This is a genomic window from bacterium (assembly GCA_030647005.1).
Lineage (GTDB): Bacteria > Patescibacteriota > Patescibacteriia > JACPHY01 > JACPHY01 > JAUSKG01.
Genome location: JAUSKG010000027.1, coordinates 1 through 25,285 on the forward strand (window position 1 = coordinate 1; position 25,285 = coordinate 25,285).

Annotated in this window: 19 protein-coding genes and 3 tRNA genes; 14 read left to right on the plus strand and 8 right to left on the minus strand. The window is 61.6% G+C overall.

Annotation, left to right across the window (positions count from 1 at the left end; genetic code table 11):
- On the plus strand, positions 1-846 hold an 846-nt coding region (locus Q7S96_03530; protein MDO8463314.1), incomplete at its 5' end, for a hypothetical protein.
- A gap of 381 nt (positions 847-1,227) precedes the next feature.
- On the plus strand, positions 1,228-2,313 hold the full coding sequence (locus Q7S96_03535; GenBank protein ID MDO8463315.1) for a UDP-N-acetylglucosamine--N-acetylmuramyl-(pentapeptide) pyrophosphoryl-undecaprenol N-acetylglucosamine transferase: 1,086 nt from the start codon (positions 1,228-1,230) through the stop codon (positions 2,311-2,313).
- Between the two features lie 143 nt (positions 2,314-2,456).
- On the opposite strand, the gene Q7S96_03540 is transcribed toward Q7S96_03535, so the two are convergent.
- Both Q7S96_03540 and Q7S96_03545 read right to left on the minus strand, forming a co-directional pair.
- Positions 2,457-2,528: transfer RNA gene (locus Q7S96_03540), tRNA-Lys, on the minus strand.
- 259 nt (positions 2,529-2,787) lie between these two features.
- Complete coding sequence (locus Q7S96_03545; GenBank protein ID MDO8463316.1) at positions 2,788-3,534, minus strand: hypothetical protein; 747 nt, start codon at positions 3,532-3,534, stop codon at positions 2,788-2,790.
- 101 nt (positions 3,535-3,635) lie between these two features.
- On the opposite strand from Q7S96_03545, the gene Q7S96_03550 reads away from it, so the two are divergent.
- The 5 genes from Q7S96_03550 to Q7S96_03570 all read left to right on the plus strand — a co-directional run bounded on the left by Q7S96_03550 (position 3,636) and on the right by Q7S96_03570 (position 13,111).
- Entirely contained in the window at positions 3,636-8,369 is a 4,734-nt protein-coding gene (locus Q7S96_03550; protein ID MDO8463317.1) for a hypothetical protein, read from the plus strand.
- Between the two features lie 7 nt (positions 8,370-8,376).
- The gene (locus Q7S96_03555; GenBank protein ID MDO8463318.1) at positions 8,377-8,706 is read left to right on the plus strand and encodes a hypothetical protein; all 330 of its coding nucleotides are present in this window, start codon (positions 8,377-8,379) and stop codon (positions 8,704-8,706) included.
- Positions 8,703-9,875: a hypothetical protein gene (locus tag Q7S96_03560; GenBank protein ID MDO8463319.1), complete on the plus strand. Its 1,173-nt coding sequence runs from the start codon at positions 8,703-8,705 to the stop codon at positions 9,873-9,875. The genes Q7S96_03555 and Q7S96_03560 overlap by 4 nt, the downstream gene beginning before the upstream one ends.
- A gap of 15 nt (positions 9,876-9,890) precedes the next feature.
- Positions 9,891-11,666, plus strand: a complete 1,776-nt coding sequence (locus Q7S96_03565) for a penicillin-binding protein 2 (protein ID MDO8463320.1) — start codon at positions 9,891-9,893, stop codon at positions 11,664-11,666.
- A gap of 143 nt (positions 11,667-11,809) precedes the next feature.
- Entirely contained in the window at positions 11,810-13,111 is a 1,302-nt protein-coding gene (locus Q7S96_03570) for a Mur ligase family protein (protein ID MDO8463321.1), read from the plus strand.
- Positions 13,112-13,864: 753 nt separating this feature from the next.
- On the opposite strand, the gene Q7S96_03575 is transcribed toward Q7S96_03570, so the two are convergent.
- Positions 13,865-13,939, minus strand: a tRNA-Glu gene (locus Q7S96_03575).
- A 170-nt stretch (positions 13,940-14,109) separates the two neighbouring features.
- On the minus strand, positions 14,110-14,517 hold the full coding sequence (locus tag Q7S96_03580) for a hypothetical protein (GenBank protein ID MDO8463322.1): 408 nt from the start codon (positions 14,515-14,517) through the stop codon (positions 14,110-14,112).
- 911 nt (positions 14,518-15,428) lie between these two features.
- Between Q7S96_03580 and Q7S96_03585 the strand changes: the two genes are divergently transcribed.
- The gene (locus tag Q7S96_03585) at positions 15,429-16,370 is read left to right on the plus strand and encodes an IS1595 family transposase (protein ID MDO8463323.1); all 942 of its coding nucleotides are present in this window, start codon (positions 15,429-15,431) and stop codon (positions 16,368-16,370) included.
- A gap of 419 nt (positions 16,371-16,789) precedes the next feature.
- Here the strand turns inward: Q7S96_03585 and Q7S96_03590 are convergent.
- The 3 genes from Q7S96_03590 to Q7S96_03600 form a co-directional block, all read right to left on the minus strand.
- Positions 16,790-16,879: transfer RNA gene (locus Q7S96_03590), tRNA-Ile, on the minus strand.
- A gap of 123 nt (positions 16,880-17,002) precedes the next feature.
- A complete protein-coding gene (locus tag Q7S96_03595; GenBank protein ID MDO8463324.1) occupies positions 17,003-17,377 on the minus strand; it encodes a hypothetical protein in 375 nt (124 codons plus the stop codon).
- Between the two features lie 264 nt (positions 17,378-17,641).
- Positions 17,642-18,331, minus strand: a complete 690-nt coding sequence (locus tag Q7S96_03600; protein ID MDO8463325.1) for a hypothetical protein — start codon at positions 18,329-18,331, stop codon at positions 17,642-17,644.
- A 135-nt stretch (positions 18,332-18,466) separates the two neighbouring features.
- Here Q7S96_03600 and Q7S96_03605 point away from each other — a divergent pair, with 135 nt between their 5' ends.
- Both Q7S96_03605 and Q7S96_03610 read left to right on the plus strand, forming a co-directional pair.
- Positions 18,467-19,138 carry a YceI family protein gene (locus Q7S96_03605; protein ID MDO8463326.1) on the plus strand — a complete coding sequence of 224 codons (672 nt, stop codon included), beginning with the start codon at positions 18,467-18,469 and terminating at the stop codon, positions 19,136-19,138.
- A gap of 3 nt (positions 19,139-19,141) precedes the next feature.
- Positions 19,142-20,485: an HD domain-containing protein gene (locus tag Q7S96_03610; protein ID MDO8463327.1), complete on the plus strand. Its 1,344-nt coding sequence runs from the start codon at positions 19,142-19,144 to the stop codon at positions 20,483-20,485.
- An 8-nt stretch (positions 20,486-20,493) separates the two neighbouring features.
- Here Q7S96_03610 and folK read toward each other — a convergent pair whose 3' ends face one another.
- Positions 20,494-21,006 carry a 2-amino-4-hydroxy-6-hydroxymethyldihydropteridine diphosphokinase gene (gene folK / locus Q7S96_03615; protein MDO8463328.1) on the minus strand — a complete coding sequence of 171 codons (513 nt, stop codon included), beginning with the start codon at positions 21,004-21,006 and terminating at the stop codon, positions 20,494-20,496.
- Between the two features lie 265 nt (positions 21,007-21,271).
- On the opposite strand from folK, the gene Q7S96_03620 reads away from it, so the two are divergent.
- The 4 genes from Q7S96_03620 to dnaK all read left to right on the plus strand — a co-directional run bounded on the left by Q7S96_03620 (position 21,272) and on the right by dnaK (position 25,076).
- Positions 21,272-21,976: a hypothetical protein gene (locus Q7S96_03620; GenBank protein MDO8463329.1), complete on the plus strand. Its 705-nt coding sequence runs from the start codon at positions 21,272-21,274 to the stop codon at positions 21,974-21,976.
- 33 nt (positions 21,977-22,009) lie between these two features.
- Positions 22,010-22,528 carry a nucleotide exchange factor GrpE gene (locus tag Q7S96_03625; GenBank protein MDO8463330.1) on the plus strand — a complete coding sequence of 173 codons (519 nt, stop codon included), beginning with the start codon at positions 22,010-22,012 and terminating at the stop codon, positions 22,526-22,528.
- 84 nt (positions 22,529-22,612) lie between these two features.
- Positions 22,613-23,029: a transposase gene (locus Q7S96_03630; GenBank protein ID MDO8463331.1), complete on the plus strand. Its 417-nt coding sequence runs from the start codon at positions 22,613-22,615 to the stop codon at positions 23,027-23,029.
- A 187-nt stretch (positions 23,030-23,216) separates the two neighbouring features.
- Positions 23,217-25,076, plus strand: coding sequence for a molecular chaperone DnaK (gene dnaK / locus Q7S96_03635; protein MDO8463332.1), 1,860 nt, complete (start codon positions 23,217-23,219; stop codon positions 25,074-25,076).
- The last annotated feature ends 209 nt before the right edge of the window (positions 25,077-25,285 follow it).

The following is a 25,285-nucleotide window of genomic DNA, read 5'->3' on the forward strand; positions in this document are numbered from 1 at the left end:
TTCTTCCAGAGACAGTACAACGATCCCAGCTTCACCATTGACCGGAACACCCTCCATCTCTCCAGAGAACGCATCGCAGACATCACCGCCTCCATCGAGCGCGGAGAGACCGATTTCCCGACCGTCGTTGCTCCACCCCGCAGAGAAAACCTCACCCCCGAAGAAATCTCCGACTCCGATCTCTCCCCCTCTTCTCGAGGGGGAGCTGGAGGGGGTGGTATTCCCCGCACCCTCCCCCGCGTCCTCTTCGACCGGCTTATCCGAAACCAGAACATCAAAATCTTTCCATGCACGAACCCCACCCCCGACGAGTTCCTCGACCAAATCCGCGACCTCACCCTCCAGGACCTCACCCGCACCGATCTCACCGATGCAGATGGCAATCCCGTTGCGTTCGACAAGGGCCACTGGCTTGCATACCTTACCGCGCTATACCCCAAGCTCCCGCGCCAAGGCATCATCACGGAAGACACCCACGAGACCCCTCCCCCCACTCTCCACTTCATGAAGTGGGAGAAGAATCCACCAGCCGACAGAATCATCCCAAACACCACCGAGACCATCGCAAACAAATCCCAGATAGACGCCGTCACCCACCGATACCCCCTCGCACCTCTCTCCGCATACCTCACCCTCTTTGCCCAGCACCATGAGAAGACGGGGGAACCGCTGGATGACTGGATAAAACCGGGAGGCACCTGGTCATGGCTCTTTGGTGTCATAGACCCGAGTACCGCGTCCGGCAGGCCTTGCGTGTATGCGAACTGGATCGCCGATGGGCTGAACTTGGATCGCTATCGCCCTGGGAATGCGACTGAGACTTCGCGGCTGCGGTTTGCGTGTTGAGCCCTCGTGTAGATTTTGGTTTTGGATTTTGGTTTTGGTTTTCCGCCAACACCCGTGTCATTGCGAGGGAGTCCCGAGGCAAGCTCGGGATTCCCTCGCAATAACAAAAGGAGGTCTGGTGAGATTTCTCTCTCCGCTGCGCTCCGTTCGAAATGACATGTTGGGAGGAAACGCATGCACCGTTCCCTCTGTCATTTCGAGCGATTCCGCGAGCGAGAAATCTCACATGGCGCACTTCTGGTGTCAGTGGCACCCCGAATCCCCGCGTCGTCCTCCGCAGAGCGAAGGACCTCGCACCAACAGGGGAGCGTGCACCACTCGCGGACTCGTTTCTCGCAATGAAAGAGGCATGTGATGAACTCCAACCCGTATGAGAAAACTATGACGGTGCTCTTCACTGGCGGTGGAACGCTCGGATCGGTGACACCACTCTTGGCGGTGGCGGAGGAATTGCGGCGCGTAAAACCGCGAACGTCGTTCGTATGGATCGGCACGATGCGCGGCCCGGAGCGCGCGCTCGTGGAGCGCGAAACAATCGCGTTCATCGCGCTGCCGGCGGGGAAGTTGCGGCGGTACTGGTCGTGGCAGAATCTCGTAGATCCCTTCGTTATCGCGTGGGCGTTTTTTCGTGCGCTGTTCGTCTTGCGCCGCGTGCGCCCGAACGTCGTCGTGGGTGCGGGATCGTACGTCCAGGTTCCGGTGATGCTCGCCGCGCGCGCGCTCCGCATCCCCATCGTCATCCACCAGCTCGATGTCCGCCCCACGCTCGCGAATACGCTCGTGGCGCGTTTCGCCGCATCGGTGACCACGACGTTTCCGCAGGAGGAGGGGAGTCGCGCAGCCGCCATCGGTACTCCCGTGCGCCGCGCGATCCTCGCCGCGCGTAACGCTGATCAACGCGAGGCGAAGCGCCATTTTGGATTCAATGGCGACCGTCCGGTTCTCCTCGTGCTCGGTGGCGGCACCGGCGCTCTCGCGGTAAATGAGCGCGTCTGGGGCGCGCTCGCGGAGCTCACGAAGCAGGTGGACATCATCCACGTCGCTGGCAGAGGGAAGATGAACGATACGTTCGCGGAGGTCGGAGGACCGCGCTACCGGCAGTGCGAGCTCCTGACGGACGACCTCATTCCCGCGTACGCTGCCGCCGATCTCGTCGTGTCGCGCGCGGGAATCGGTACCATCGCGGAGCTCGGTGTGCTCGGTAAATCAACAGTGCTCATCCCCATGCCAGACACGCACCAGGAGGACAACTGCATTCCGCTCGAGCGCACGGGTGCCGTGGAGGTATGGCACGAGCGAGGCCTCAAGAGCGCGGATGTTTTTGCTAGTCGCGTGCTTGCGCTCCTCCACGATGCGACTCACCGCCGCGCGCTAGGCACCGCACTCGCCGCGATGTTCCCCAAAAACGCCGCTGCAGCACTCGCCGCCATCGTCGAGCGCGTGACGATCAAGCGGAAGCAGAGATGACGCGTGCGCCGTGTATGATGTAGCGGAAACCTTTAGGTTTCCATGTATGCGGTAGGGGAGATGGAGGCCTGAAGGCCTCCGCTACATCATTTTTCTGCGGTCTCAACAAACACCACTCCGATGGAAATCGGAGTGGTGTTCTCTGCCCCCGGGAGGGATCGGACCTCCGACACTCGGCTTAAAAGGCCGCTGCTCTACCACTGAGCTACGGGGGCAACGAGTGAGCGACGCGGGCGCACGTCCGCGTGTGTATATGCGTTCCATCTCTCCCCCTCTCCGCATGTACTCGTGGGGAGAGGGGGAGGTGGAGGGGGAGAGGTGGTCTGGTATGCGTGCCAGTGACATTCCATGGCCACCCCTCCCTCCCTCACCCTCCCTCCCCCCCTTGCGTACAACGGGGAGGGAGGGGAACAGGAAGTGGTGACAGCATTTGAGGTTACATGTTCTCGAGCGATGACCCCCGTATCGCCGCGATTACAAGACCGTCTCGTGGAGTGTACGGAACGTCACGTCCGGTGTCAAGGTGACGGAGTTCCCAGCGTGATCCATGGCATCGATGCGAACGACGTAGTCCACCTCTGGCAGGAGTCCGGTGAGCGCGATGTGGTGCGTGGTCTGCGCCGTTGCCGGACGGGTGATCGTTGCTTCAGGCACAGGAGTCGCTCCGGTAGGGGAGGGTGACGTGAGTGAGATGAGGAGCTCGGTGGGTTCGTTCGTCGCGACGGTGATCTCCATCGTGTTCGCGGTTGGTGCCCCGGCGTGCAGGCCAGTGAAGCGTGGCGCCGCGCGATCTGTACCGTCGAGTGTGACCGTGCACGTGCCGGACTGCACCGTTTCTCCTGTGGATACGCGGCGTGCGTACACGCGGTAATGGATGGTCGCTCCGCTCGTGAGGTGCTCAATGCGCGCGGTGTGCTCGGTGCCCGCAGTCGCCTGGGCGACGGATCCAAATGAGGGGTCTCGTCCATACATGACGTGGTTCTCCTCCGTCGCCGTGGTCGTCTGCCATGTAATGTCCAAGCCGCGATGCGTTTCCACCGGTGCACAGACGCTCCCAAAGATGTGGAGTTCCTCCGCAGCGCTGTCCACAGCCCCATGCGCCTCAATGGCGGTTGCGCCAATGAGGAGGAAGGTTGCTGCGAGGATGCTGCCGCTCACTTTCACCGCACGCTGCCGCAGTGATCCGTGGTGAAATGCGAGAAAATGCTTGAGGTTCTCCATGATGATCCGTGCGCGTTCTACAGTACCTATCGTACCGCGGACACGAATGTGTCGCAACGGCACGTGCGTGGTATACTGCTCCTACACACTACTCTCAACCTATGCAAGGAACGACGTTGCGCGACCGCGCGATCGGATTGGGGACTGCCGCCATGCTCCTCGTGGTCGTTTTGGTCGTGTCCAAGGTTGATGCGGCACAGGAGCTCGTCCACGTGGAGGAGTTCACCGTGGTACCCGCTGCGGTGCTCGATAAGTGGTCGGCGGGTTTTGATGCTGCAGGCGGTCGTGTCGTGCTTCGCAATGCGGGAGCTGGAGGGGCGTGGGCTGATTCCAGTGCCCTCGTCGGTGTCGCGGTGTACGATGCGGTCTACTCACCCAATTACGCAGGAGACCGCACCGCGCTCCTTGCGGCGGCGGATGGCATTTACCGAACGACCAATAGTGGTTCCAGTTGGACACGCACCCTCACCACGCCACATCCGGTCGTCGCGCTTGCGCGGTCGCCAGCGTTTGGGAGCGACGGTACTGCACTTGCCATCACGAACGGGAGCGGGTTCTGGAAGACGCAGGATGGCGGGGTGAGCTTCACGCAGGTGGATGCGAATCTCCACGGGTTCGGTATCGCATTCTCACCGGCATACGCGACGGACCGCACGATGTTTGTCGCGGGGTTCGATCGCGTGCTCCGGAGTAGTGATGGCGGAACATCGTGGGTATCGGTGAGCGGGTCGCTGCCGGATTACATCCTCGTCAGTGGCGACGTTCGCGGCATCGCGCTCGATCCTGCGTACGCGACGAATCAGACGGTGTTCCTCTCCACGATCGAAAAGGGTCTGTACCGTTCGACGGACGGCGGTTCGAGTTGGGCAATCGCCAATCCGGCGGGCGTGAGTGTGCCCTATGTCACCGGCCTCGCATCGGGTGGCACCAATCGCGTTGCGGCAATGTTCCTCTCCGGCATCTACGAGACCACGAACGCCGGAACGAGCTGGACACGAATCTACAGCGGCGATGATGCAAATGACCTCGCCTACGGACCATCGGGAGCGCTCTTCATCGCCCGCGCATCGGGGGTGGCCATGGTGGGTGCCGATAGCGGTGCGACCGCGATCGCACCAGGGTGGTCTGGCGGTGATGCACTCGCGGTGAGCATCGCGCCAACGTACCCCGCGGACAGGAGCGCGCTCGGCGGGCGAGCGAACGGCATCAACACGCTCGTTTCCGGTCTCGTCTCTCCGGGGATCGCCGTATCTGCAGTCGGTATTGATTCCACGACCAGTCGCATCGTTTCCGCGACGATCACGCCCACCGCGACGACTCCGGCGGGATCGTCCATCACCTATGCGTTGAGCGTCGCTGATAACGGTGCACAGTGGGAGGGCCCCATTGAGCCAGGTGCGCCGTGGACATTTACGGGGATTGGTTCCACACTCCAATGGCGGGTGACGCTCGCCTCGACGGATGGTCAGGCGGCACCGTCGCTCACTGCGCTCTCCATCGCGTACACAACCGAGAACGGTCTCGGCGCACCGCAGATCGCGACACCGACACCCAAGGCAACGTTCATCCGTTGGGCGTTTACGGGCGCACCTGGAAATCCCACGGGGTACCGCGTGCACGATGCACAAGGGAAGGTGCTCGCGGAGACCACGTCTGGCAGCGCGACATTCATTGAGGAGACAGGTCTCACATCCAACACCGAGTACTGCGGACGGCGCATCGTCGCGGTGAGCGGAACGCAGCAGTCACCGCAATCCGCGGTGTACGCATGCGTCGTCACGCTCGCGGGGATGCCGGGGGCCACCCAGGCCGCTGCGATCACCTCGTCAAGTGTGGAGATCACGTTCAGTCCCGGATTTGGGAATACCAACACGAGCACGCTCTTCGCGGTGAAGGACAAGCAGTCCGGTGCGTTCATCGGTGCCGACGGCGCTATCGGTGCTCCGGAGGCGGTGTGGAAAACTTTCGATGCGTGGAATAACGGAAACGTTCTCGTCATCGGCTTGACGCCGGACACCGTGTACGCGTTCTGCGCCGTCGCGCGGAACAGCGTCGGCGTTCCGTCGGATTGCTCGAATACCGCCATCGTCCATACGACCGTCGGCGATACGCGTGGCGATGTCTCCGTCACCTCGGGGACGTCGCTTATCCCGCCCACTGTTCAGGCGGGTGGGGCCATTCCGTTCACGGTGGTGGTGAAGCAGGTGGGTTCCGGCATCGCACGCGATGTCGCGGTGACGATCCCGATGCCCACGGGGATTCGCCATCTGCCGGGAACGCTCACGATGAACGGTACGCCGCTCACGGATGGCGTTGATGGTGATGCGGGTTCCGTGAGTAGTACAACACGAGCAGTGACGTTCAACGTCGCGACGCTCGGCGTTGGTGCGCGTGCGACGTTTGGCATCACCTTCACCACGATGCAGGACGCGGCGGACACGGTGACGTTCGCGCCGATCCTCACCTACGTGCCGTCCGTCGGCGCAATGTCGCGCATGGCCGCGCTCAACACGACGAGCGTGCGCGTCATCGTGGCAGCAGCTCCGGAAGTGCCACCAGAGGTACCGAGACCACCGGAACCATCAGAACCATCAGAGCCAGTAACGCCACCAGACGAAGGTGCGCCAGAGGTGCCACAACCGCCAGTACCGGAGGAGGGCGCACCGCTCACACCGACCCCCGAGCAACCTGGCGCACCTCCAACACCGATCCCTGAGGTGCCGACAGGTGATGTGGAGCGCGCGTCTGCGGAAACACGGTTCGAGCTCTTCGCTCCCACGGATGGCGCAGTGCTCCCTGCGGGTGATCTCGAGGTGCGCGGCGTAGCAGTCGCAGGCGCGAGCGTGACCATTTCGCTGGATGGTCGCTCGCACTGGCGTGTGACGGCAGGTGCGGACGGCGTGTTCTCACTGACCATTCGCAGCGTTGAACCGGGCACCCATCGCATTGCGACGACGGCGGACGGTGCAGCCGATGCAGCGCAGGTCCGCATTGCGGCACCGCCGGAGCGCGAGCTCGTGCTCACGAGTCCCGTTACGGGATCAGCGACGAACGCGCAGACCATCATCGTGAGCGGTCGTGGCCCCGCGAACCTCGTCGTCACGGTTGCACTTGATGATGTCGTCGTGACAACGGTGACGAGTGGTGAGCAGGGCGGATTCACCGCGCTCCTTCCGATCGCGGTGACGGAGGGTGCGCACGAGGTGAAGGTACAGGCCGTGACGACAAGCGGACTCACGCTCGTGTCCACCGCCGGATTCCTCGTTGATCGCACACCACCATCGGCGCCACCGGTGGGCGAAGTGCGGACGGTGCGGCAGGGAGCATCCTCGGCACGCGCCGATGCGTTCGATGTGCAAGTAGAAGTGGGAGGGAGCATCTCCGTTTCCGAATTCGTTGCACTTGATGCACTCCTCATTACCGTTTCCTCAGACCCTGTGACATTCACGTACCGTCCGACAGAGCCGACGTGGTCGTACCGCACGACCGTAGCACTTGAAGCGGGAAGCCACACCGTGCGTGTTGCCGCGCGTGATCGCGCGGGGAACATTTCGCCGCTCCCGCAATCCCTCACGTTCACCGTCGCGCCGGCGCTGTGCGCGGACGGACTCGATAACGACAGCGACGGGCTCGCAGATTTCCCCGCGGATCCTGATTGCACTGGCCCCTTTGATCAGAACGAGGCCACGGAGGGTGTTGCGACGCGAGCGGCAACCGCGGTTGCCGAGGCGACCACGGCAACCGCGAAGGCCGTTGCGACTGTGACGCAGCAGACCGCGAAGACCACCGCGAAGGCGGCAGAGCAGGCGGCAACCACGGTGCAGAAACAGGTTCTGGACAATCCGGCCGTGGAGGTGACCACCGAGCGCATCGTTGCTCCGGCGGTCGTTGTTGCGGTCGCTGCGAACACCGCAACCGCGGTGCATGGGTTCCAGCTCCTCGCCTACGGTCAGTACCTCATCGGCTTCCTGCTCTCCCCGAGCCGGCTCTTCGCGCGGCGGAAGCGTCAGGCGTGGGGGACCGTCTACGGATCACTCTCCAAGCGTCCGATTGATCTTGCGACGGTCCGTTTGGTGGATGCAAAGACCAGTCGCGTCATTCGTACAGAGGTGACCGACCACCTCGGCCGCTACCACTTCGCGGTGCAGCGGGCCGGCACCTACCGGATCGAAGTGAAGCACAGTGAGTTCACGTTCCCCTCTGAGCAGCTCGCGGGGAGGAAGGAGGACGGGGAGTACAGTGACCTCACCTTTGGAGATGCCTTTGCGGCAGCAGAGGGCTCCTTCATCACGAAGAGCGTGCCGATGGACGTGAGCGCGAAGCGTGCCGTCACCTCGGACGCATCGGTCGTGCGGAAGCACTACGGACGCATCGTGAGCGGTGCCATCTCCGACGCGGGACTCGTCCTGTCCATCGTGGCGTTCGCGGTATCGCCGCGCCCGCACGTGGGCGCGATCCTCGCCGCAAACCTCATCTTCTACGTGCTCTTCCGCCGTCTCGCGCTGCGCGAGCGCGTGAAGAAGTCGTGGGGTGCGGTGAAGGATGCAATGACGAGTGCGCCACTCCACCTCGCGATCGTTCGCCTCTTTGACCAGGAGTTCGGCAAGCTCCTCGAGACGGCTGCGACCGATCGCTACGGCCGCTACCGATTCCTCGCGGGGAAGAGCGTGTACTACGTCACCGCACAGAAGACGGGCTACGAATCCGAGAAATCGCACGAGCTCGACCTCCGCAAGCGTGAAGGCGTCGTCGGGGTTGATCTCAAACTCAAGCCAATCGGCAAGCGTGCCAATCGAGCGGCGAAAGGCGCGAAGGAGGACGCGGACCTCCCCTGATGTCCGTATGCGTAGAGAGCACTGGGCAGACCTCCTCGACCGTATTGCGGAACGGTTCTCCGTCACCGATCGCGGGACGACGACGCTCGAAGATGTTCCGAGCAGCGAGGTGCTCTACGTCGAGTTCACTGGGCCGATGGGTCACATGCGCGTGGAGTTCATCACGAAACCGCGCACGCTCGGCGAGCGCGCGCTGGGATCGCGGCGCATCGGCGGCGAGACCACGGTGCAGAAACGCTACGACGAGAACGACCTCGTCTCGTTCCTCCGCGCGTTCCGGTGGGATGATGCAGAGGCCGCCTGGGAGGAGATCAACGCCGATGCCATTCCCACATGAGTACGCGCACCGTGAAGAGCACCCCCAAGGCATCGTTGCTGATGCCAATTCTCGTGATCGTTGCGGTCCTCACGGGTGGCGCGGCCATCGCGTTTGTCGCAACGGGAACCCTGCGTTCCCCGGTGGTTCGTGACCCCCAGGGCGCGCTCGACGTTGCTTGGGAGAGTGCCCTGGATGCCACGTCGGTTCACACGCGAGCGCGCGTGGTGTTTTCAGATGAGGGGCCCGGAGCGGGGCCCTCTGGCATCATCACCTACGACGGGACATCGCAGAGAGATGGGGACGCGTCTTCGAGTGACGGCATTTTTACCATTGCGCTCGCAAAGGACGCGGACACGCTTGAGGCGGTGCTCGATTTCCGATCATTTCCAGATGCGCAGTACGTTCGCCTCACGGAGCTCTCGATGGTGGGGGACAGTCCGCAGCCGCGCGCCTCGGCGAGCGCGATCCAGCTCATATTCGGCGGGCGGTGGGTGCTCGTGGATGGCGAGAGTATCGCTGCGTTGCAGGAGACCTTCGCACCGTCATCTTCTGCGGTTCCGTTTGTCGCGTCCGCATCACCGCAGGCGCTTACGGAGCTTCGCACCGTTGCGCGTGCGCATCGGCCGTTTCGGTTCGTCGGAGACCTCGGCCGTGAGCGCGTGGACGATACATGGGCGCAACACCTCCGCGTGACGCTCGACCCCGATGCGATGCGCGTCATCATCCCCGCGGTCCTCGGTGTGCTCGATCGTGACGGTGCCGCGCGTTGGAGCCGTGATGCGGAGGGACTCCTCCCCGATGTCATCGGTGAGACCGAGTCGGACGTCTGGCTCACGCGCCGTGGCGGGGAGCTCGTCCGCATGCATATTCCTCTCGCATCGCCTGCAGGAACAGCGGCCACCCGGGTTGGCATCGAGCTCTCCTGGTCTGCATGGAATGTGCCGGTGACGATCGTTGCACCGGAATCTGCACTCCCGCTCGAAGAGTTTCTCATTGTTGCGTTCGGTCGCAGTGCTGCAGCGCGCGCGGCGATGGGACAGCCGGATGCCGACGGCGACGGCCTCACCGACCGCATGGAGGAGCTCTACCGGAGCGATTCGAACAATCCGGACTCGGATGGTGACGGCTACACGGATGGTGATGAGGTGACGAACGGCTACAGCCCCGTGGGACCGGACCGCCTCTAGCACCTCGCTCACTCCATGACTCCCGCACGGAAAACGAGAGGCGCGTGGAGCGGACACGCCGCTGCGCCACACGCGGCTGTCCGAGATCCGCGCCTCGCGGTGGTGGCGGGGGCGTTCGCGTTCTTCTTCGTCGTGATCGTGGCCCGGCTCTTCGTCGTGCAGGTACGCCAGCACGCGTGGTACACCGGGCTCGCCAATGGACAGCGTGAGTTGTTCCAGCAGCTCTCCGCAGAACGCGGAGAGGTTTTTGTACACGATCGGCAGCGGCCTGGCGGTGTGTTTCCGATCGCGACGAACGAGCGCACGTATACCCTGTACGCGGTCCCCGCCGAGATCACGGAGCCCAAGCATGTTGCCGGGCTCCTCGCGCCGCTCCTTGAGCTCTCCGAGGAGGCAGAGATCGCGCTCGCCGAGCGACTCGCGAAGCAGCGCGACCCGTACGAGCCGATCGCGCGCGATGTCTCGTCGCAGCTCCACGATGCTGTCCTCGCGTTTGGGCTCGACGGTATCGCGTTCGAGCCCACGCTCTCGCGGCTCTATCCCGATGGGCCACGCATGGCGCACGTGACGGGTTTCCTCGGTGAAGATGAGCAGGAGATCGCCGGACGATACGGCATCGAGGGCGCATTCGAGACATCGCTCGCGGGTCGCACGGGGTTCTTGGAAGGCGAGCGCGATCCGGCAGGTCGCTGGATCCTTTTCGGCGATCGCTCGGTACGGCGCGCGGAGGACGGTTCCGATCTCACGCTCACGATTGAGCGTGAGGTACAGCTCGAGGTCTGCCGGCGACTCGAAGCCGCGGTTGCAGAGCATGGAGCGACGGGCGGGTCCGTCATCGTACTCCACCCCATGACGGGTGCGGTCCGCGCGATGTGTGCGGTGCCGTCGTTCGATCCCAATAACTACGCGAACGTCGAGGACATCGGTGTGTACCAGGCGCCGGCGGTCACGAATGCGTACGAGGTGGGATCGGTCTTCAAGGCCGTCACGATGGCGGCGGCGATTGAAGCCGAGGCCGTTTCGCCGGGTACGACATTTGAGGATGTGGGCAGCGTCACGTACGATGGCTACACGATCAAGAACACGTCCGATCGTGTCTACGGGCGCGTGGATATGGCCGACGTGCTCCGGTACTCCATCAATACCGGCATCGTATTCGCTGCGATGGAACTCGGGCACGAGCGCTTCCGACAGGCCGTCGAGCGGTTCGGGTTCGGCGTGCGCTCCGGTATCGCGCTCGATGCGGAATCACCCGGGAACATCGCAAACCTCGCGCAGCGCGGCGACATTTACCTCGCTACCGCGTCGTTCGGCCAGGGCATCACCGCGACGCAGCTCCAGCTCGCGTCCGCGTACGCCGCAATCGCGAACGGCGGGAACCTCATGGAGCCGCGACTCGTGGAGGCCATGGTCTCCTCGGACGGGACGCGGCGGACGTTCGAGCCGCGGATCATCCACCGCGCAGTGAGCCAGCGAACGGCGACCCTCCTCCAGGGGATGCTCGTGAGCGTCGTGCGGGACGGCTACCCCAAACGCGCCGGTGTCCCGGGCTACCTCGTCGGCGGCAAGAACGGCACCGCACAGATTCCGTACGCGGATCGGCCCGGGTATTCCGCGGACACCATCCATTCGTTCGTGGGTATCGGGCCGGTGGATCGCCCCACGTTTTCCATCGCGATCCGCATTGACCGCCCGCAGCGCAGCTTTGCCGACTCCACCGCCGCGCCGTTGTTCGGCGAGATCGCGAAGTTCCTGGTACAGTACGATGGAATACCGCCGCGAAAGGAGTGATGGTGCCTCCTTCCTCTCCGTCATTTCGACCGAGTGCGTCCGCGAGCGAGTGGAGAAATCTCGTTTCGCGGTTCAATGGGTCGTGGTACTGTAGGACGAGATTTCTCGACTCGTGGACTCGCTCGAAATGACGAAAAGACGCTATGCACAAACTCCTCGAATCCCTCCTCGCCTTCCTCGCCCGCGCGGTCGTGAGGCGACAGCGGCCGTTCATCGTGGGGGTGACGGGCAGCGTGGGGAAGACGTCCGCGCGCGAGGCAATCCGCGCGGTCGTCGAGGTGGACCGCAGCGTGCGCGCAGCACCCAAGAACTACAATAACGAGATCGGTCTTCCGGTGACGATCATCGGCGGTCGCGCACCCGGGCGGTCACCGTTCGCGTGGGCGTCGGTGCTCGCGCGCGGCGTGTGGCGCGGGCTCGTGCGCGGGTTCCGCTACCCGGAGGCACTCGTCCTTGAGTACGGCGCGGATCATCCGGGTGATCTCGGGTACCTCCTCCGTATTGCGCGGCCGAGCGTGAGCGTCGTGACGGCCGTCGGTCCGGCGCACACGGAATTCTTCACGTCGGTTGACCGCGTGTGTGGTGAGAAGCGCAAGCTCATCACCGCGCTCGATCGTGACGGCATCGCGGTGCTCAACCGCGACGATGAACGGGTGTGGGCGATGGCCGATCGCGCGCGTGCCCGCGTCGTCGCGTACGGGACGCACGAGGCCGCGGATGTTCGCGGGATCGAGTACCGTGTGACATACGGCGAGCGCGGCACCACTGCGGACGCGAGTACCCCTCCTACTGGAGTGACGTTCAAGGTGGTTTCCGGCGGCGCGACGGTGCCCGTGCATCTCCCCGGGTGCCTCGGTGAGGGGCACATGCTCGCCGCGCTCGCGGGCGCGGCGGTAGGAGTGGGGCTCGGCATGCACCTCGTGGAGATTTCGCACGCGCTGTCACAGTACGAGCCGCCGTGCGGTCGCATGCGGATCATTCCGGGCATCAAGGGGACAACGATCCTCGACGACTCGTATAATGCCTCGCCGCTCGCCGCGATCGTTGCGCTCCGCGCGCTCGAGTCACTCACGATTGCCGGTCGCACCTTCGCCATCCTCGGCGACATGCTTGAGCTCGGGCCGCTCACGCAGCGCGAGCACGAGAAAGTTGGCGAGTTCGCCGCAGCGCAATCGCTCACCACCCTCATCTGCATCGGCGATGCGAGTCGCTCTACCGCACGCGGCGCGCGGGCAGCGGGTATGCCAGAGGATTGCGTCCTCGAGTTCTCCCGCGCCGAGGACGCCGGCCGATTTGTCCAAGATCTCCTCCGTCCCGGCGACGCCGTGCTCGTGAAGGGCTCCCAGGGCATCCGCCTTGAACGCGTCGTCCGCGAGCTCATGGCCGATCCGCTCCGCGCGAAGGAGCTCCTCTGTCGCCAGGACCCAAAGTGGCTCGATCACTGAAAATGAAATCCCGCCCGGAACCCCATGAGGGTCCTAGGCGGGATGGGTGACGTTGCGGGCGCGTCGTAGATGTCTGTAGCAGCGGGAGCAGCGGCCGAGCGATTGGATGACTTTCGTCTCCCTGCAATCGGCGCACGTACCGACGCTGCTCCTGCGGTAGCAGTTCGCGCAGATTGGCTCTCCCGTGTCGGTGCGCGTTCTTACCGGTTTGACCGTCTCGCACCCGGAGCACCGCTCGTGTGTGGAGGAATCATGATACCGAGCGCGGTGGTAGCAGTTCGTGCAGATCGGTTTTCCCGTATCGGTGCGCGTTACGACCGGCTTGAGCTCGCCGCACCTGGAGCATCGTTTGTGTTTGGTGGGATCATGATGCCACGCGAGCGAGTAGCAGCTCAGGCAGATCGGTTTGCCGGTTCTCGTGCCTGAAACAATCGCCTTGATGTCATTGCACGTGAAACACTGCCGGTGCGTAGAGGGGTCGTTTCTGCGGCAAGCCCGGCAAACGAGCTTACTGTTTTTTCGACTGCGCTGGACGTCCTTACGTTTGCTGCAGACGCTACACGTACCTTCCATGGCGCGTGTTCCTTTGCTGTTGCGGTAGAGGTTGAGAAGGGGCAAGAGGGATCATGACACCCGACACCACGAGCATAGGGTATGCCGTGTCTCGTGTCAAGACCGGTCCAAAGAAAACGCATCGCGCCGCGTGCTGGCGCGCCACAACCAAAACCACCCCGATGGATATCGGAGTGGTTTTGGTGACCCCACCGGGAATCGAACCCGGGTTTGCGCCGTGAGAGGGCGCCGTCCTAGCCGCTAGACGATGGGGCCGGAGGTTGGGAGGAGTGTATGGGGCGACCGTGCTCAACAAGTATACTCGCACGCTGCGTGCTGTTCGTCAAATCGAGTCGCTCCGTACGATGCGTCATTGTGAACGGTAGCGCGCGCTCCAAGAGGAGAGACCCCGGGTGTCCGGGGTCTCAGGGGTGGCGCGTGAGCGCCTAGAGGCGGGTGACGCCGTTTGCGCGGAGCGCGATGATGTTCGCGTCGAGCGCGGTGTGTTTGGCGAGGCATCCGGCGAGGAAGAGCGCGTCGAACATGGTGAGCGTCACGCGCGGTGCGGATGCGACCGATGCGCGCGCGAGGTCAACGGGACGAACGAGCTCGCGCGCGAACAGCGCATCCATCATCGCGCGCATGAACGCGGTGGGGGAGTGCGGTGCGTGCCGTCCGCGCGTGCGCGGGTACACGGTACGCAGGAGCAATCGCACGGTGGTTGGCTCCTCCAGCGCGGTGAAATGCTTGCGCGCGAGGCGCAGGCCGCGCGCAGTGAGCTCGTGCTGTGATCCAATCGTGAGTCCGTAGAGCTGCATCGCGATGGATGAGGTGACCGGCGAGTACGTGTGCATGGGTGGCTCCTCTCGTGAAAGGTACACTCCCACGCTAGCAGTTGCGTCGCGTGCAGGCAATCGTGTGCATTGAACCAATACAGGATTTGCATTGGCCCCATGTATGGGCTTGCACCGCGCCCATGCCTGTATTATGGTGGATATTGTCGAGTGGAAGAAAGCAACATGCGATTCCCACGCCTTGGAGTGGAGGACGGAAATGGCCTCTGCGGGCGTGCAAGCAGTTGTGAAAAGCTCAAACCTGACCTCCTCGGTCAGGGGTTAGAGGGGCCGACATCAACGCAAGCCCGAATGCAGTCGGTACGCTCGCACGAGCTCATGCGCGTCTTTCCCTGTCCGTGCATGCCCGAGTAGTATGGTGCCGTGATGAGAGCGGCAGCATGCGAATCAAGGTGTTTCCCAGTCGCATTGATAAGTGGCGTATGTGCGAGGCGCGTAAAGGCGCTGCACAAGGAACACCTAAAGCTAAACCCACGCGGTTGGGCAGTCCGCGGCTCGACATTGTACCCGTCACCCTCGTGGTGACGGGTACTTCCTTTTTGTCATTGCGAAAGGGAACTATAGACAATACTACCCCAAAATACGCTATCGTTGATGTATCAACAGCATAGCTTTTATGGACGAAAGAATAAGCACAAAAGAACACCATACTACAATCGTTATCATCGGAATAGTTTACGCGTTCCTTGGTACGACTTATCCAGTGACAACCCTTTCATTCTTGAGGGAGTTTGCGCTGAAATTGTTAGAAAACGGAATGGTAATCACTTTCGCATTGTTCATAGAACTCATTTACAACGACTTCAAGAACAGGAAGCGTCCGTAGGAAAAAATCAAAAACACTACGGGCTTTTTCTTGACTTTCAATCGTGACTTGACAACCCTAAAATGGCATTGTACAGTATGAATATATGAAGAAAGCAGCCAAAAAGTCACTATCCGATTTCCTTACAGAGTTTCCCAACGAGAACACCTGTCATAAGTATTTTGAGGCGATTCGTTTCCGTGATGGCGAGTATTGCGCACACGGATGCGGGAGCACGAAGATATACCGCTTCAATGACGGTAAGCGGTTTCGGTGTGCGAAATGCAAAAAGGACTTCACGCTCAAAACAGGAACGATATTTGGCGAAAGCAAGGTGTCACTTCGTAAGTGGTTCATTGCGATCTACTTGCTCACAACATGCAAAAAGGGCATCTCCTCCGTGGAGCTTTCCGAGAAGGTGGGCGTATGTCAAAAAACGGGATGGTTTATGGATCATCGCATCCGTACTGCTATGCAACAGGGCAGCAATCCATTCGTCGGTTCCATTGAGGCAGACGAAACTTACGTCGGTGGTAAGGAAAAGAACAAACACGCATCAAAGCGAACGAGTGGAACAAAGGGGCGATCCACAAAGACCAAGGCGCCTGTATTCGGGATGCTAGAACGTAAACAAAATGAGATGCCGCATTCACGCGTCAAGGCAACGGTGGTGAGCGATGTGCGCCGAAAGACACTAGAGCCGATGATCAAAAACGCCGTTTTGGAAGGGTCAAACCTATACACAGACAAGTTGCTCTCCTACGCAAAAATTGGTATAGTATATACACACGAAACGGTGAATCATGGCGTTGGGGAATACGTCCGAAATGATGCCCATACCAACGGAATCGAGAGTTTCTGGGCGATCTTCAAGCGTGGGTATGTTGGCGTGTATCATCAGATGAGCGAAAAGCATCTCCAGCGGTATGTGGACGAGTTTGCGTACCGCTTCAATTCCCGCATACTCGGATTCGATGACCTTTTCGCCGATATGGTCAATCGAGTGTCTGCAAGTGAGAACCTTTCGTACAAGAAACTGACTAGATAACCTATGAGCCGCGAGAGGAAAACGCACAAGCCGCTCGCATCAACGCTCGACAAGGTTCTCGGAGCGATAGCCGACAAGGGAAGACCGAAAAAGAAGGAACGCAAAAAGAAGGCCAAGTAACTTGACATTGGCTTTCCTGGGTGATAAGAAGTATCTATCCTGGACGCCTACTACAGGATTATCATCAAGACGGCATGAAAAATATTCTTCAGAAAATCACGAATAAAGTGTGGCTGAGCGTGCTTGTCTGGGCTGGTTTATTGCTAGTAAGTAGGTACGTCATCAGAAATGATATCTTTGGGACAGTTGCAGAACTCGGTGGAGTATTCTTGTTCATTGACGCACTGTATAAGTGGTCAAAAAAAACAAAATCAAACAAACAATCTGTTGATCGTTCCAAGAGTGGATGAGAGAAGTGACGGAGGGGAAGGGATTCGAACCCTCGGACGTGGTATCAGCACGTCGGTCGTTTATAAGACGACTGGTTTAGGCCTCTCGCCCACCCCTCCTCATCTCTCTCACCCGCTGTTGGAATGATTGTCACAACACCCTCTCACAGGGGATCGCGATTGTGCTGCGTGCTGCTGCTTATACCCAGCCACGCATGTCACGACCCCCTGCGAGAGGGTGTTTTATTGTTCCTGCGTTGGCTGTTCTTGTCTGGCGTCCTTTTTTGCGTACACCCCACGCCTTACAATCTCGATTTTTCCTTCCGCTTTGAGGTTCGATAGCGCACCCTGTACTTGATCCGCCGAAACAGAAACACCATGCACCGTCTTGATCCATGGAACGATGCCTGACTTTGCAGCTCCAGCCGACCCCTTTGAGTCAATGTATGCAAAGACGCTTCCTTTCAAGCTGAACCCACGGGGCAGCGAGGATGATTTCTTCCTGCCACTTTTTGTCTGCGGATGATAGATTTTCCGTAGCTCGTCCTCCAAACGAGCGATTTCCGCGATGATCTCGTTCGCTCGTTGGTGTTTTGCTTTGATCCCTTCGTCTACCATAGAAACGTATTGTACCAAATGCACGCCGCCACTTGCAACAGCTAACCGTACCGTATCCATTCAAGTATACGGACTACCAAAAAATCATGCAAGCACGCACCTAGCCACGGAAAACAAAACAGCCCCGAAGGGCTGCTCTACTAGGGTAGTGTTGTCTATAGTTCCCTTGCGAAATGGTGGACGGGAGGGGGTAAACCCCTCCCCTACGTTTGCGTGCAGAGAGCAATCCCAAAGGAGAAGCCCCCGCGCGCGTGGCGTCAGGGGCTAGGAGGTCTCGTTGGGGTTGGGGAGGGGCGTCTCACGCACGGTGAGTTCGGCTGCGTAGCAGTCGCAGAGGATAGAGGAGAGGCGATGCGTCTCCACCTCGAGCTGGACACCGTCCGTGATGATGCGGCACTGATTGCGCGTGAGCAATGCATCAATGGCGAGCGAGAAGTCGCCCATGGCCTGCGCGTGGTCGAGGAGCGCGGGGAGATTCGTCCGGAGCAGCACTGCGTCTTCTGTATTGACATCCAAGCGCATCCAGCGTCCGTGTCGCAGTGCGTTGACACGCTCTTGGGCAATGACTTCGGCATCAGCGCGGTGCGGGGTGTCCGGTCCAAAGAGTTTCGCAGCGATCGCATGCATGAGGTCGCGAACTTCCGCGGCCTGCAAGTGATCCGTATCGCGCGCCTCGATGATTCCGCGCAGGAGCATCGCCGCGGCTTCGAGGGCACCATCGCGCAGGCCTGCCTCGCGGCCGCGCACCCATGCAGCATTCCTGCGCGCGGTGGCTGCGTCCGCAGCGGACCTTCTGATCGCGTCCACCTCGCGTGCGGTTTGCTCCTCGAGGACGTGGATTTGGAGGTTCGCGTCGTGTGCTTCGCTCTTGATGACGAGTCGGCTGCTCGTCTTGGGTTGTTGCGCGTTGCCCTCACCATGCTTCGTATCGGAGTGTTTGAGGATGCGGACCATGAGTCCTCCTTGGGAATGTGCGTGCGAACACCATGATGATAGCGCGTATGCGTTGCGGAGTCAAGGTGCGAGCGGGGGCGTGCTATGCTAGACAAAGAGGTGAAAGCATCACAAAAGTGATTGGCATCGAACACTATGCACAAGGCACGCATCGTCGGGGCGGCGCTCATCGTTATTGCGGTCGCGGGGGTGACGTATGCGATGCGGCCGGTGGCGGTGCCGTCGGAGGCCATCGCGGAAACAGCGGCGCGGTTGGGAGGAGAGGAGGGAGTCGGCCAGGTGTACACCATCATCCCCGAGCAATCCCAAACACTCTTCCAGCTCGATGAGGTGTTGCGCGGGGAGGCGATTGTCGTCGAGGGGAAGACGAGCGCGATTGCCGGTCAGGTGACCGTGGGAGGCGGCGCGACGACACTCGACCTTGGCACCATTGCGGTGAACGCGCGCACGCTTGAGACCGATGACGCCAAGCGGAACCGCGCGATGGCGAACGTCATCCTCAATACGGACACGTTTGAGTTCATCACATTCACGTCGGACGGCGCGATTTCGTTCCCAGGCCCGCTCGTGGTGGGTGTGGAGTACGCCGTGGAGATCCCGGGGACGCTCACCATTCGTGACATCACGCGCCCCGTCACCTTCGCGGCGATGGTGACCGCGGCAGACACCGATACCATCTCCGGCACCGCGACCGCAACGGTGCTCCGGAGCGACTACAACCTCATCATCCCCGACCTCCCGTTCATCGCGAGCGTTGGTGACGAGGTGACGATCGTCGTCGCGCTCGTTGCAGTGCGCGTGCAGTAGCATATGGCGTTCACCCGGAGCGATTGGAATGACGTGGCCGCGCAGGAGCGGCGTCTCGATGTGGCGATCGCGTCGTTTACCGCGGGCGAGGTGGAGCGCATCCGCCATGCGCTCGCGTTCGCGCGCGATGCGCACGCAGGGCAGCTGCGGAAGGGGAGCATCGGCACGCCATACATCGTCCATCCCGTGCGTGTTGCGGCATCGCTCGTTGAGGAGCTGGGCATTCGAGACGCTGACGCGATTGCCGCGGCACTCCTCCACGATGTCGTGGAGGACTGTGACGTATCCCTCGACGCGATTGCGGCGTCCTTCAGCGATGCTATCGCGGGCGCGGTGCGATGGCTCACGTGGGTGCCGGGCCGCGATGCGAAGTGGATGCAGGCACGCGCGCTCCTCGACGCGCCGATGCACGTGCGCGCGGTGAAGGCAGCGGACATCATCGACAACGCGCGCGACATCGCCGCGACGCCGTCCGTGGGTCGTCGCATCGCGCTGCGATCTTATTACGGGTATGGACGTTGGGGCCGCCTTGTCGTTGCATCACTCGATCGAGATGACGCGCTCCGCCTGCTCGATGACGCGCTTGCCGCCGTGCGCGGGACGCACTTTTCGGGCGACCGCGAGCCGCTGTTCCGTGCGAACGTCGGGAAGGTGCTGACGGTGCGCGTGTCCGACGCCAACGGTGCGGAAGTGCCCGTTACGCGCTACCCCGTGCGCACGAGCGTCATCGCGGCGGGGGACGACCTCTTCGCCCTCGTGCGGAAGTACGCGCTCGAAGCGCTGCATCCCGATGATACCCTCGCGATCTCCGAGCGCGTCGTGGCGATCACGCAGGGCCGCGCGTACCGCATTGACGAGATACGACCGCGGTGGCTCGCCACGCAGCTCGTACGGTTTGTCTCCAAGAATCCCGCGGGCATTGGACTCGCGATTCCGCAGACCATGGAGCTCGCGCTGCGCGAGGCCGGCACTGCGCGCATCCTCCTCGCCGCGTTCGTGTCCGCGATCACCAGGCCGTTCGGGGTGCGCGGGCTCTTCTACCGCCTCGCCGGTCATAGCGTGAATGCGATTGACGGACCCTGCGACTACACGCTCCCGCCATACAACGCGTACGCGGTGCTCGGCCCCAAGGACCCGGATGACGTTGCTGCGCACCTCGCGCGGCGCATCGGCGTGGACATCGCGATCATTGATGCGAACGATCTCGGTGTCGTCGTGCTCGGTGCGTCGGACGGCGTGGATCGGGATTTCATCCGGCGCGTGTTCAAGGACAACCCGCTCGGCCAATCCGCAGAGCAGACGCCGATGGCCATCGTGCGCCGCAGAGACGAGAAAGCCGACCTCTGAGAGGTCGGCTAGGAGCGGGGGATAATGAGCGTCCGGTGGAATCGGCGGATGCCGGCACGCTCGGCAGGTGGACGGGTGTCGAGGAGTTCGCGTGCAGTGCGGCCACAGACCGGATGTCTCCAGTCCGGCGCGCAGGCGGCAAGGGGAACGAGCACGAATGAGCGTTGTGCCAGGCGCGGATGGGGAACGATCACTCCATCGTCTGTGATGACACGCTGTCCGTAGTCGAGGATGTCAATGTCCATCTCGCGCGGCGCATTGCGCGTGCGCTCGTGGCGGCCCAGCTCGCACTCGATGCGCTTGAGGACGGCGAGGAGCATGCGGGGTGCATACGTCGTCCTCGCGATGAGCACCACATTGAGGTAGCGCGCTTGCGGGGGACCGATCGGCTCGGTCTCATAGACCGGACTCGCAGCAACAATGCGCAGGTGTCGTGCGAGTATCGCCATCGCGGATGCACAATGCTGGAGACGCGGCTCGATGTTCGAGCCCAGCGCGAGCAGAACGGTTTCCTCGTCCATGGTTCCTCCTGTTGAAAGGATCGGCAACGTTGGATCGAGTATAGCCGACGACGCGCGCATGGGCAAGTGTTTTTTTCATGAATGACAGGAACGAACGTAGGGGCGGGTTTTACACCCGCCCGTGTGCAGGCGGATGCTCGGGTATGGTGGCGTTCCAGCGATACAGGAGGGGGTAAACCCCTCCCCTACGAGGGAATGTATCAACACGTTGTAATCTGATTAGCACTCCTCGGTGATGAGTGCTAATGTAGAAAAGTAGCTGGATATGCTCACGAATCGTCAAATCGCTATCCTCTTTGAGGTTATTGCAGCGTACGTCGCGGTGCCGGAGCCCGTGTCGTCCGGTGAACTCGCGCGGCGTGGCATCGCGGCGAGCGCGGCGACGATCCGCGCAGACCTCGCGGTACTCGAAGCGCAGGGCTACCTCGTGCAGCCGCATACGTCTGCGGGACGCATCCCGACGCCCGCGGGGTATGAGGTGTATGTCGCACACGTTCGCCAGTACACATGTCAGGTTGCGGAGCAGCGCGTGGAGCAGTTCGCGCGGCTCATCGCCGAGGTCATGGCGGACATCCACCTCGCCGGACAGGCCATCGCGCGCGCCATCGCGTCCGAGGCCGGACAGGCCGTCGTCGTGGGCGTGAGTCGGGACAATGCGTACGCGACGGGACTCTCGTACGTCATCGTGCAACCGGAGTTCCATGATCCCGCCGTGCTCCGCGCGTTCACCGCGGCGATTGATGACCTCCGTGCGTCCGTTGCGGTGATTGACGCGCACCTCACGGATGATTCGACAGTCATCATCGGCACCGAGAATCCGTTCGGCGAGCAGTGCGGAACCGTTGCAAGTCGGCTTGAGCTCCCGGAGGGGCACCGCATCACAATTGGGATCACCGGCCCCATGCGCATGGCCTACGATGCACAGCTCGGCTTGCTCCGCGATGTGCGCGCGGCTGTTGCAACGATGTAGCGGAGACCTTCAGGTCTCCATGGTGAACAGGATATGGAGAGCGATCAACCAACAAACACCACCGAGGCACAGGATGCACACGCAGCGTGCGAGGAGCGCGCTGCCGATCTCGAGCGCAAGTGGAAACGTGCGCTCGCGGATCTCGTGAACAAGGACAAGGAGTTCGCGCGCGCGCGCGAGGAGCAGGCGAAGTTCGCAACGGCCAACTTCGCTCGCGACCTCCTCCCGATTGTGGATGCGGTGGATGCCACATCTGGCTCTCCCCCTCATCTTGAGGGGGAGCAGGAGGGGGTGTCTGTCGGTCTCCAGCGGGTGCGTAAGCAGCTCCACGATTTTCTCGCCGCGCACGGCGTGACACCCGTTCCCGCAGATGGACATCCCGACTATCTCCTTCACGAGGTCGTCGGAAATCGTGAAGACGCAACTGCCGACCCCGGCACGATCGTCGAGGTCGCCCAGCAGGGCTACGCGATGCACGACCGCTGCCTCCGACCCGCAAAAGTCATCGTCGCCGCAGAGAAAGACGCATCATCATCGGATGGGACGGTGTAGCGGAAACCTTCAGGTTTCCACGATCACGTCATGAGAACCTTTCAACGGAAACCTCACCGACTCGCACCGACGATCTATCGAGACATGCGAGCGTACTCACTCACTACCTGCACCGCAGATCGACATGCGGCATTCCGTGATGCACGAGTCGCTCGATACTGCATTACCGCACTGCGCGCTCTTGAGCCGTTCGATGTATACCTCTACTGCTTCATGCCAGACCATCTTCATCTTCTGCTCGTCGCGAGCAGTGGTGACGCAGATCTCATTGAGGCAATGAAGCGATTCAAGCAGGGTACCGGATTCACCTACAAGCAGCAGGAGCGGCAACCGCTCTGGCAGAAGAGCTACTATGATCATGTGCTGCGTCGCGATGAGGACATTCGTTTCGTTGCGCGGTATATCGCAGAAAATCCCGTTCGTGCGGGGCTGGTGGAACATTACGGCGAGTATCCGTTGACTGGTTCGTTGATCGGTCGGGTGGAGGATCTCGTCGCGTGATCGTCCGGATGGAGGCCTGAAGGCCTCCGCTACACGTCGGTACTTGTCAAATGTCCACGCTCATGGTAGTGTATGACTTTGAACACGTCAAGAATAAATACGGATCATTCCGCGCGGAGCGAGTGATCGCACGGTGCCGGGTGGTGTGTGCGATTGTTCGCTTCGCTCGAGATGACGCAGCAACACTATGCCAAAAATCATCGGTATTGATCTCGGGACCTCCAACTCTGCTGCGGCGGTCATGCAGGGTGGGTCCGTGAACATCGTTCCGGCGGCGGAAGGGGTATCCATTGGCGGGAAGGCGTTTCCGTCGTACGTCGCGTTCACGAAAGACGGGCAGAAGCTCGTGGGAGAACCGGCGCGCCGTCAGGCCGTGTCCAACCCGGGACGCACGTTCCACGGGTTCAAGCGTCGGATGGGGACGGACTGGAAGGCGACCGTGGACGAGAAGACGTACACGGCACCGCAACTCTCCGCGTTCGTGCTCCAGAAGATGAAGCAGGATGCCGAGCAGTACCTCGGCGAGTCGGTAGAAAAGGCCGTCATCACCGTGCCGGCGTATTTTGATGATGCCCAGCGGCAGGCGACGAAGGATGCGGGCAAGATCGCTGGGCTCGATGTCGTGCGCATCATCAACGAACCCACGGCCGCCGCGCTCGCGTACGGACTGGATCAGGATCGCAAGGAGGATCAGCACGTCCTCGTTTTTGATCTCGGCGGGGGAACGCTCGATTGCACCATCATGGAGATTACCAAGGAGGGCACATTTGAGGTTCGTTCGACATCCGGAGACACGCAACTCGGCGGACGCGACATGGACAGCGCGCTCCTCACCTTCATCGCGGACACATTCAAGCAGCAGGAGGGCATGGACCTCCGCAAGGACCCCATGGCACTCCAACGTCTCCACGAGGCGGCGGAGAAAGCGAAGATCGAACTCTCCACGACTATGGAGACAGAGGTGAACCTCCCGTTCATCTCCGCGACGCAGGAAGGTCCCAAGCACCTCCTCGTGAAGGTGACGCGCGCGAAGCTCGAGGAGCTCGTGCGTCCCACGGTGGACAAGTGTCGTCCGCCGGTGGTGCAGGCGCTGAAGGACGCGGGTCTCGACGCGAGCGCGATCAACCGCGTCATCCTCGTTGGTGGCCCCACGCGCATGCCCATCGTCCAGCAGCTCGTTGAGGAGATTGTCGGGAAGAAGATCGAGCACGGCGTAGATCCCATGGAGTGCGTCGCGAAGGGCGCGGCGATTCAGGCGAGCATCCTCTCCGGTGAGGACTCGAGCGTGAAGGACATCCTCCTCCTCGACGTCACGCCGCTCACGCTGTCCATTGAGACGCTCGGTGGTGTGGCGACGCCGCTCATCACGCGCAACACGACGGTACCCACGAGCAAGTCCCAGGTGTTCTCCACGGCGGCGGACAACCAGACGAGCGTCGAGGTGCACGTCCTCCAGGGCGAGCGTCCCATGGCGAAGGACAACAAGTCGCTCGGGCGTTTCATGCTCGACGGCATCCCGCCGTCGCCGCGTGGTCTCCCGCAGGTGGAGGTGACGTTCGACATTGATGCGAACGGCATCATTACGGTGTCCGCGAAGGACAAGGCGACGAACAAGGAGCAGAAGATCACGATCAGCGGATCCGCGAAGCTCTCGGACGAGGAGATCGAGCGCATGAAGCGCGACGCGGAAGCGCACGCGGAGGAGGACAAGAAGCAGAAGGAGCTCGTCGAGCTCCGCAACCAGGCGGAGGTGGCAACGAGCGCCGCGGACAAGGCGGTACGGGAACTCGGCGACAAGATCGAGGCATCGCTCAAGGCCGACATCGAGGAGAAGACGCGCAAGGTGCGCGAGGTGAAGGATGGCCAGGACGCAGCGGCGATCAAGCAGGCCATGGACGACCTCCAGCCCGCGCTCTCCAAGATCGGCGAGCAGATGTACAAGGAGGCGGCAGAGAAGGAGAAGCAGCAGAAGGAGCAGGGCGGAGATCAGACAAAGGATGCTGGCGGGGAGCGCGTGAAGGACGGTGATTTCTCCCCCAAGTCGTGAATTGGGCACTCGGGAGCACCATTACCCATGCATGGGGTAATGGTGCTCGTGGTTTGTGGGTATTCCGTGGTTGCGAGTCGTGGAAATAAAGACGAGACCGTAGAAAAATGCGTCATTTCGACCGAAGGGAGAAATCTCACACGCCTCAATATATTGAAACATGTGAGATTTCTCCTCGCGGATTCGTCGAAATGACAAAGATATGCACT

Bases quoted from the DNA above. Each gene is read 5' to 3' on its own strand.
- Q7S96_03535 (MDO8463315.1), top strand. From the start codon at position 1,228: ATGACGGTGCTCTTCACTGGCGGTGGAACGCTCGGATCGGTGACACCA.
- Q7S96_03570 (MDO8463321.1), top strand. From the start codon at position 11,810: ATGCACAAACTCCTCGAATCCCTCCTCGCCTTCCTCGCCCGCGCGGTC.
- Q7S96_03585 (MDO8463323.1), top strand. From the start codon at position 15,429: ATGAAGAAAGCAGCCAAAAAGTCACTATCCGATTTCCTTACAGAGTTT.
- Q7S96_03610 (MDO8463327.1), top strand. From the start codon at position 19,142: ATGGCGTTCACCCGGAGCGATTGGAATGACGTGGCCGCGCAGGAGCGG.
- Q7S96_03620 (MDO8463329.1), top strand. From the start codon at position 21,272: ATGCTCACGAATCGTCAAATCGCTATCCTCTTTGAGGTTATTGCAGCG.
- Q7S96_03605 (MDO8463326.1), top strand. From the start codon at position 18,467: ATGCACAAGGCACGCATCGTCGGGGCGGCGCTCATCGTTATTGCGGTC.
- Q7S96_03630 (MDO8463331.1), top strand. From the start codon at position 22,613: ATGCGAGCGTACTCACTCACTACCTGCACCGCAGATCGACATGCGGCA.
- Q7S96_03580 (MDO8463322.1), bottom strand. From the start codon at position 14,517: ATGCACACGTACTCGCCGGTCACCTCATCCATCGCGATGCAGCTCTAC.
- Q7S96_03595 (MDO8463324.1), bottom strand. From the start codon at position 17,377: ATGGTAGACGAAGGGATCAAAGCAAAACACCAACGAGCGAACGAGATC.
- Q7S96_03625 (MDO8463330.1), top strand. From the start codon at position 22,010: ATGGAGAGCGATCAACCAACAAACACCACCGAGGCACAGGATGCACAC.
- Q7S96_03550 (MDO8463317.1), top strand. From the start codon at position 3,636: ATGCAAGGAACGACGTTGCGCGACCGCGCGATCGGATTGGGGACTGCC.
- Q7S96_03600 (MDO8463325.1), bottom strand. From the start codon at position 18,331: ATGGTCCGCATCCTCAAACACTCCGATACGAAGCATGGTGAGGGCAAC.
- Q7S96_03555 (MDO8463318.1), top strand. From the start codon at position 8,377: ATGCGTAGAGAGCACTGGGCAGACCTCCTCGACCGTATTGCGGAACGG.
- Q7S96_03565 (MDO8463320.1), top strand. From the start codon at position 9,891: ATGACTCCCGCACGGAAAACGAGAGGCGCGTGGAGCGGACACGCCGCT.
- Q7S96_03545 (MDO8463316.1), bottom strand. From the start codon at position 3,534: ATGGAGAACCTCAAGCATTTTCTCGCATTTCACCACGGATCACTGCGG.
- dnaK (MDO8463332.1), top strand. From the start codon at position 23,217: ATGCCAAAAATCATCGGTATTGATCTCGGGACCTCCAACTCTGCTGCG.
- Q7S96_03560 (MDO8463319.1), top strand. From the start codon at position 8,703: ATGAGTACGCGCACCGTGAAGAGCACCCCCAAGGCATCGTTGCTGATG.
- folK (MDO8463328.1), bottom strand. From the start codon at position 21,006: ATGGACGAGGAAACCGTTCTGCTCGCGCTGGGCTCGAACATCGAGCCG.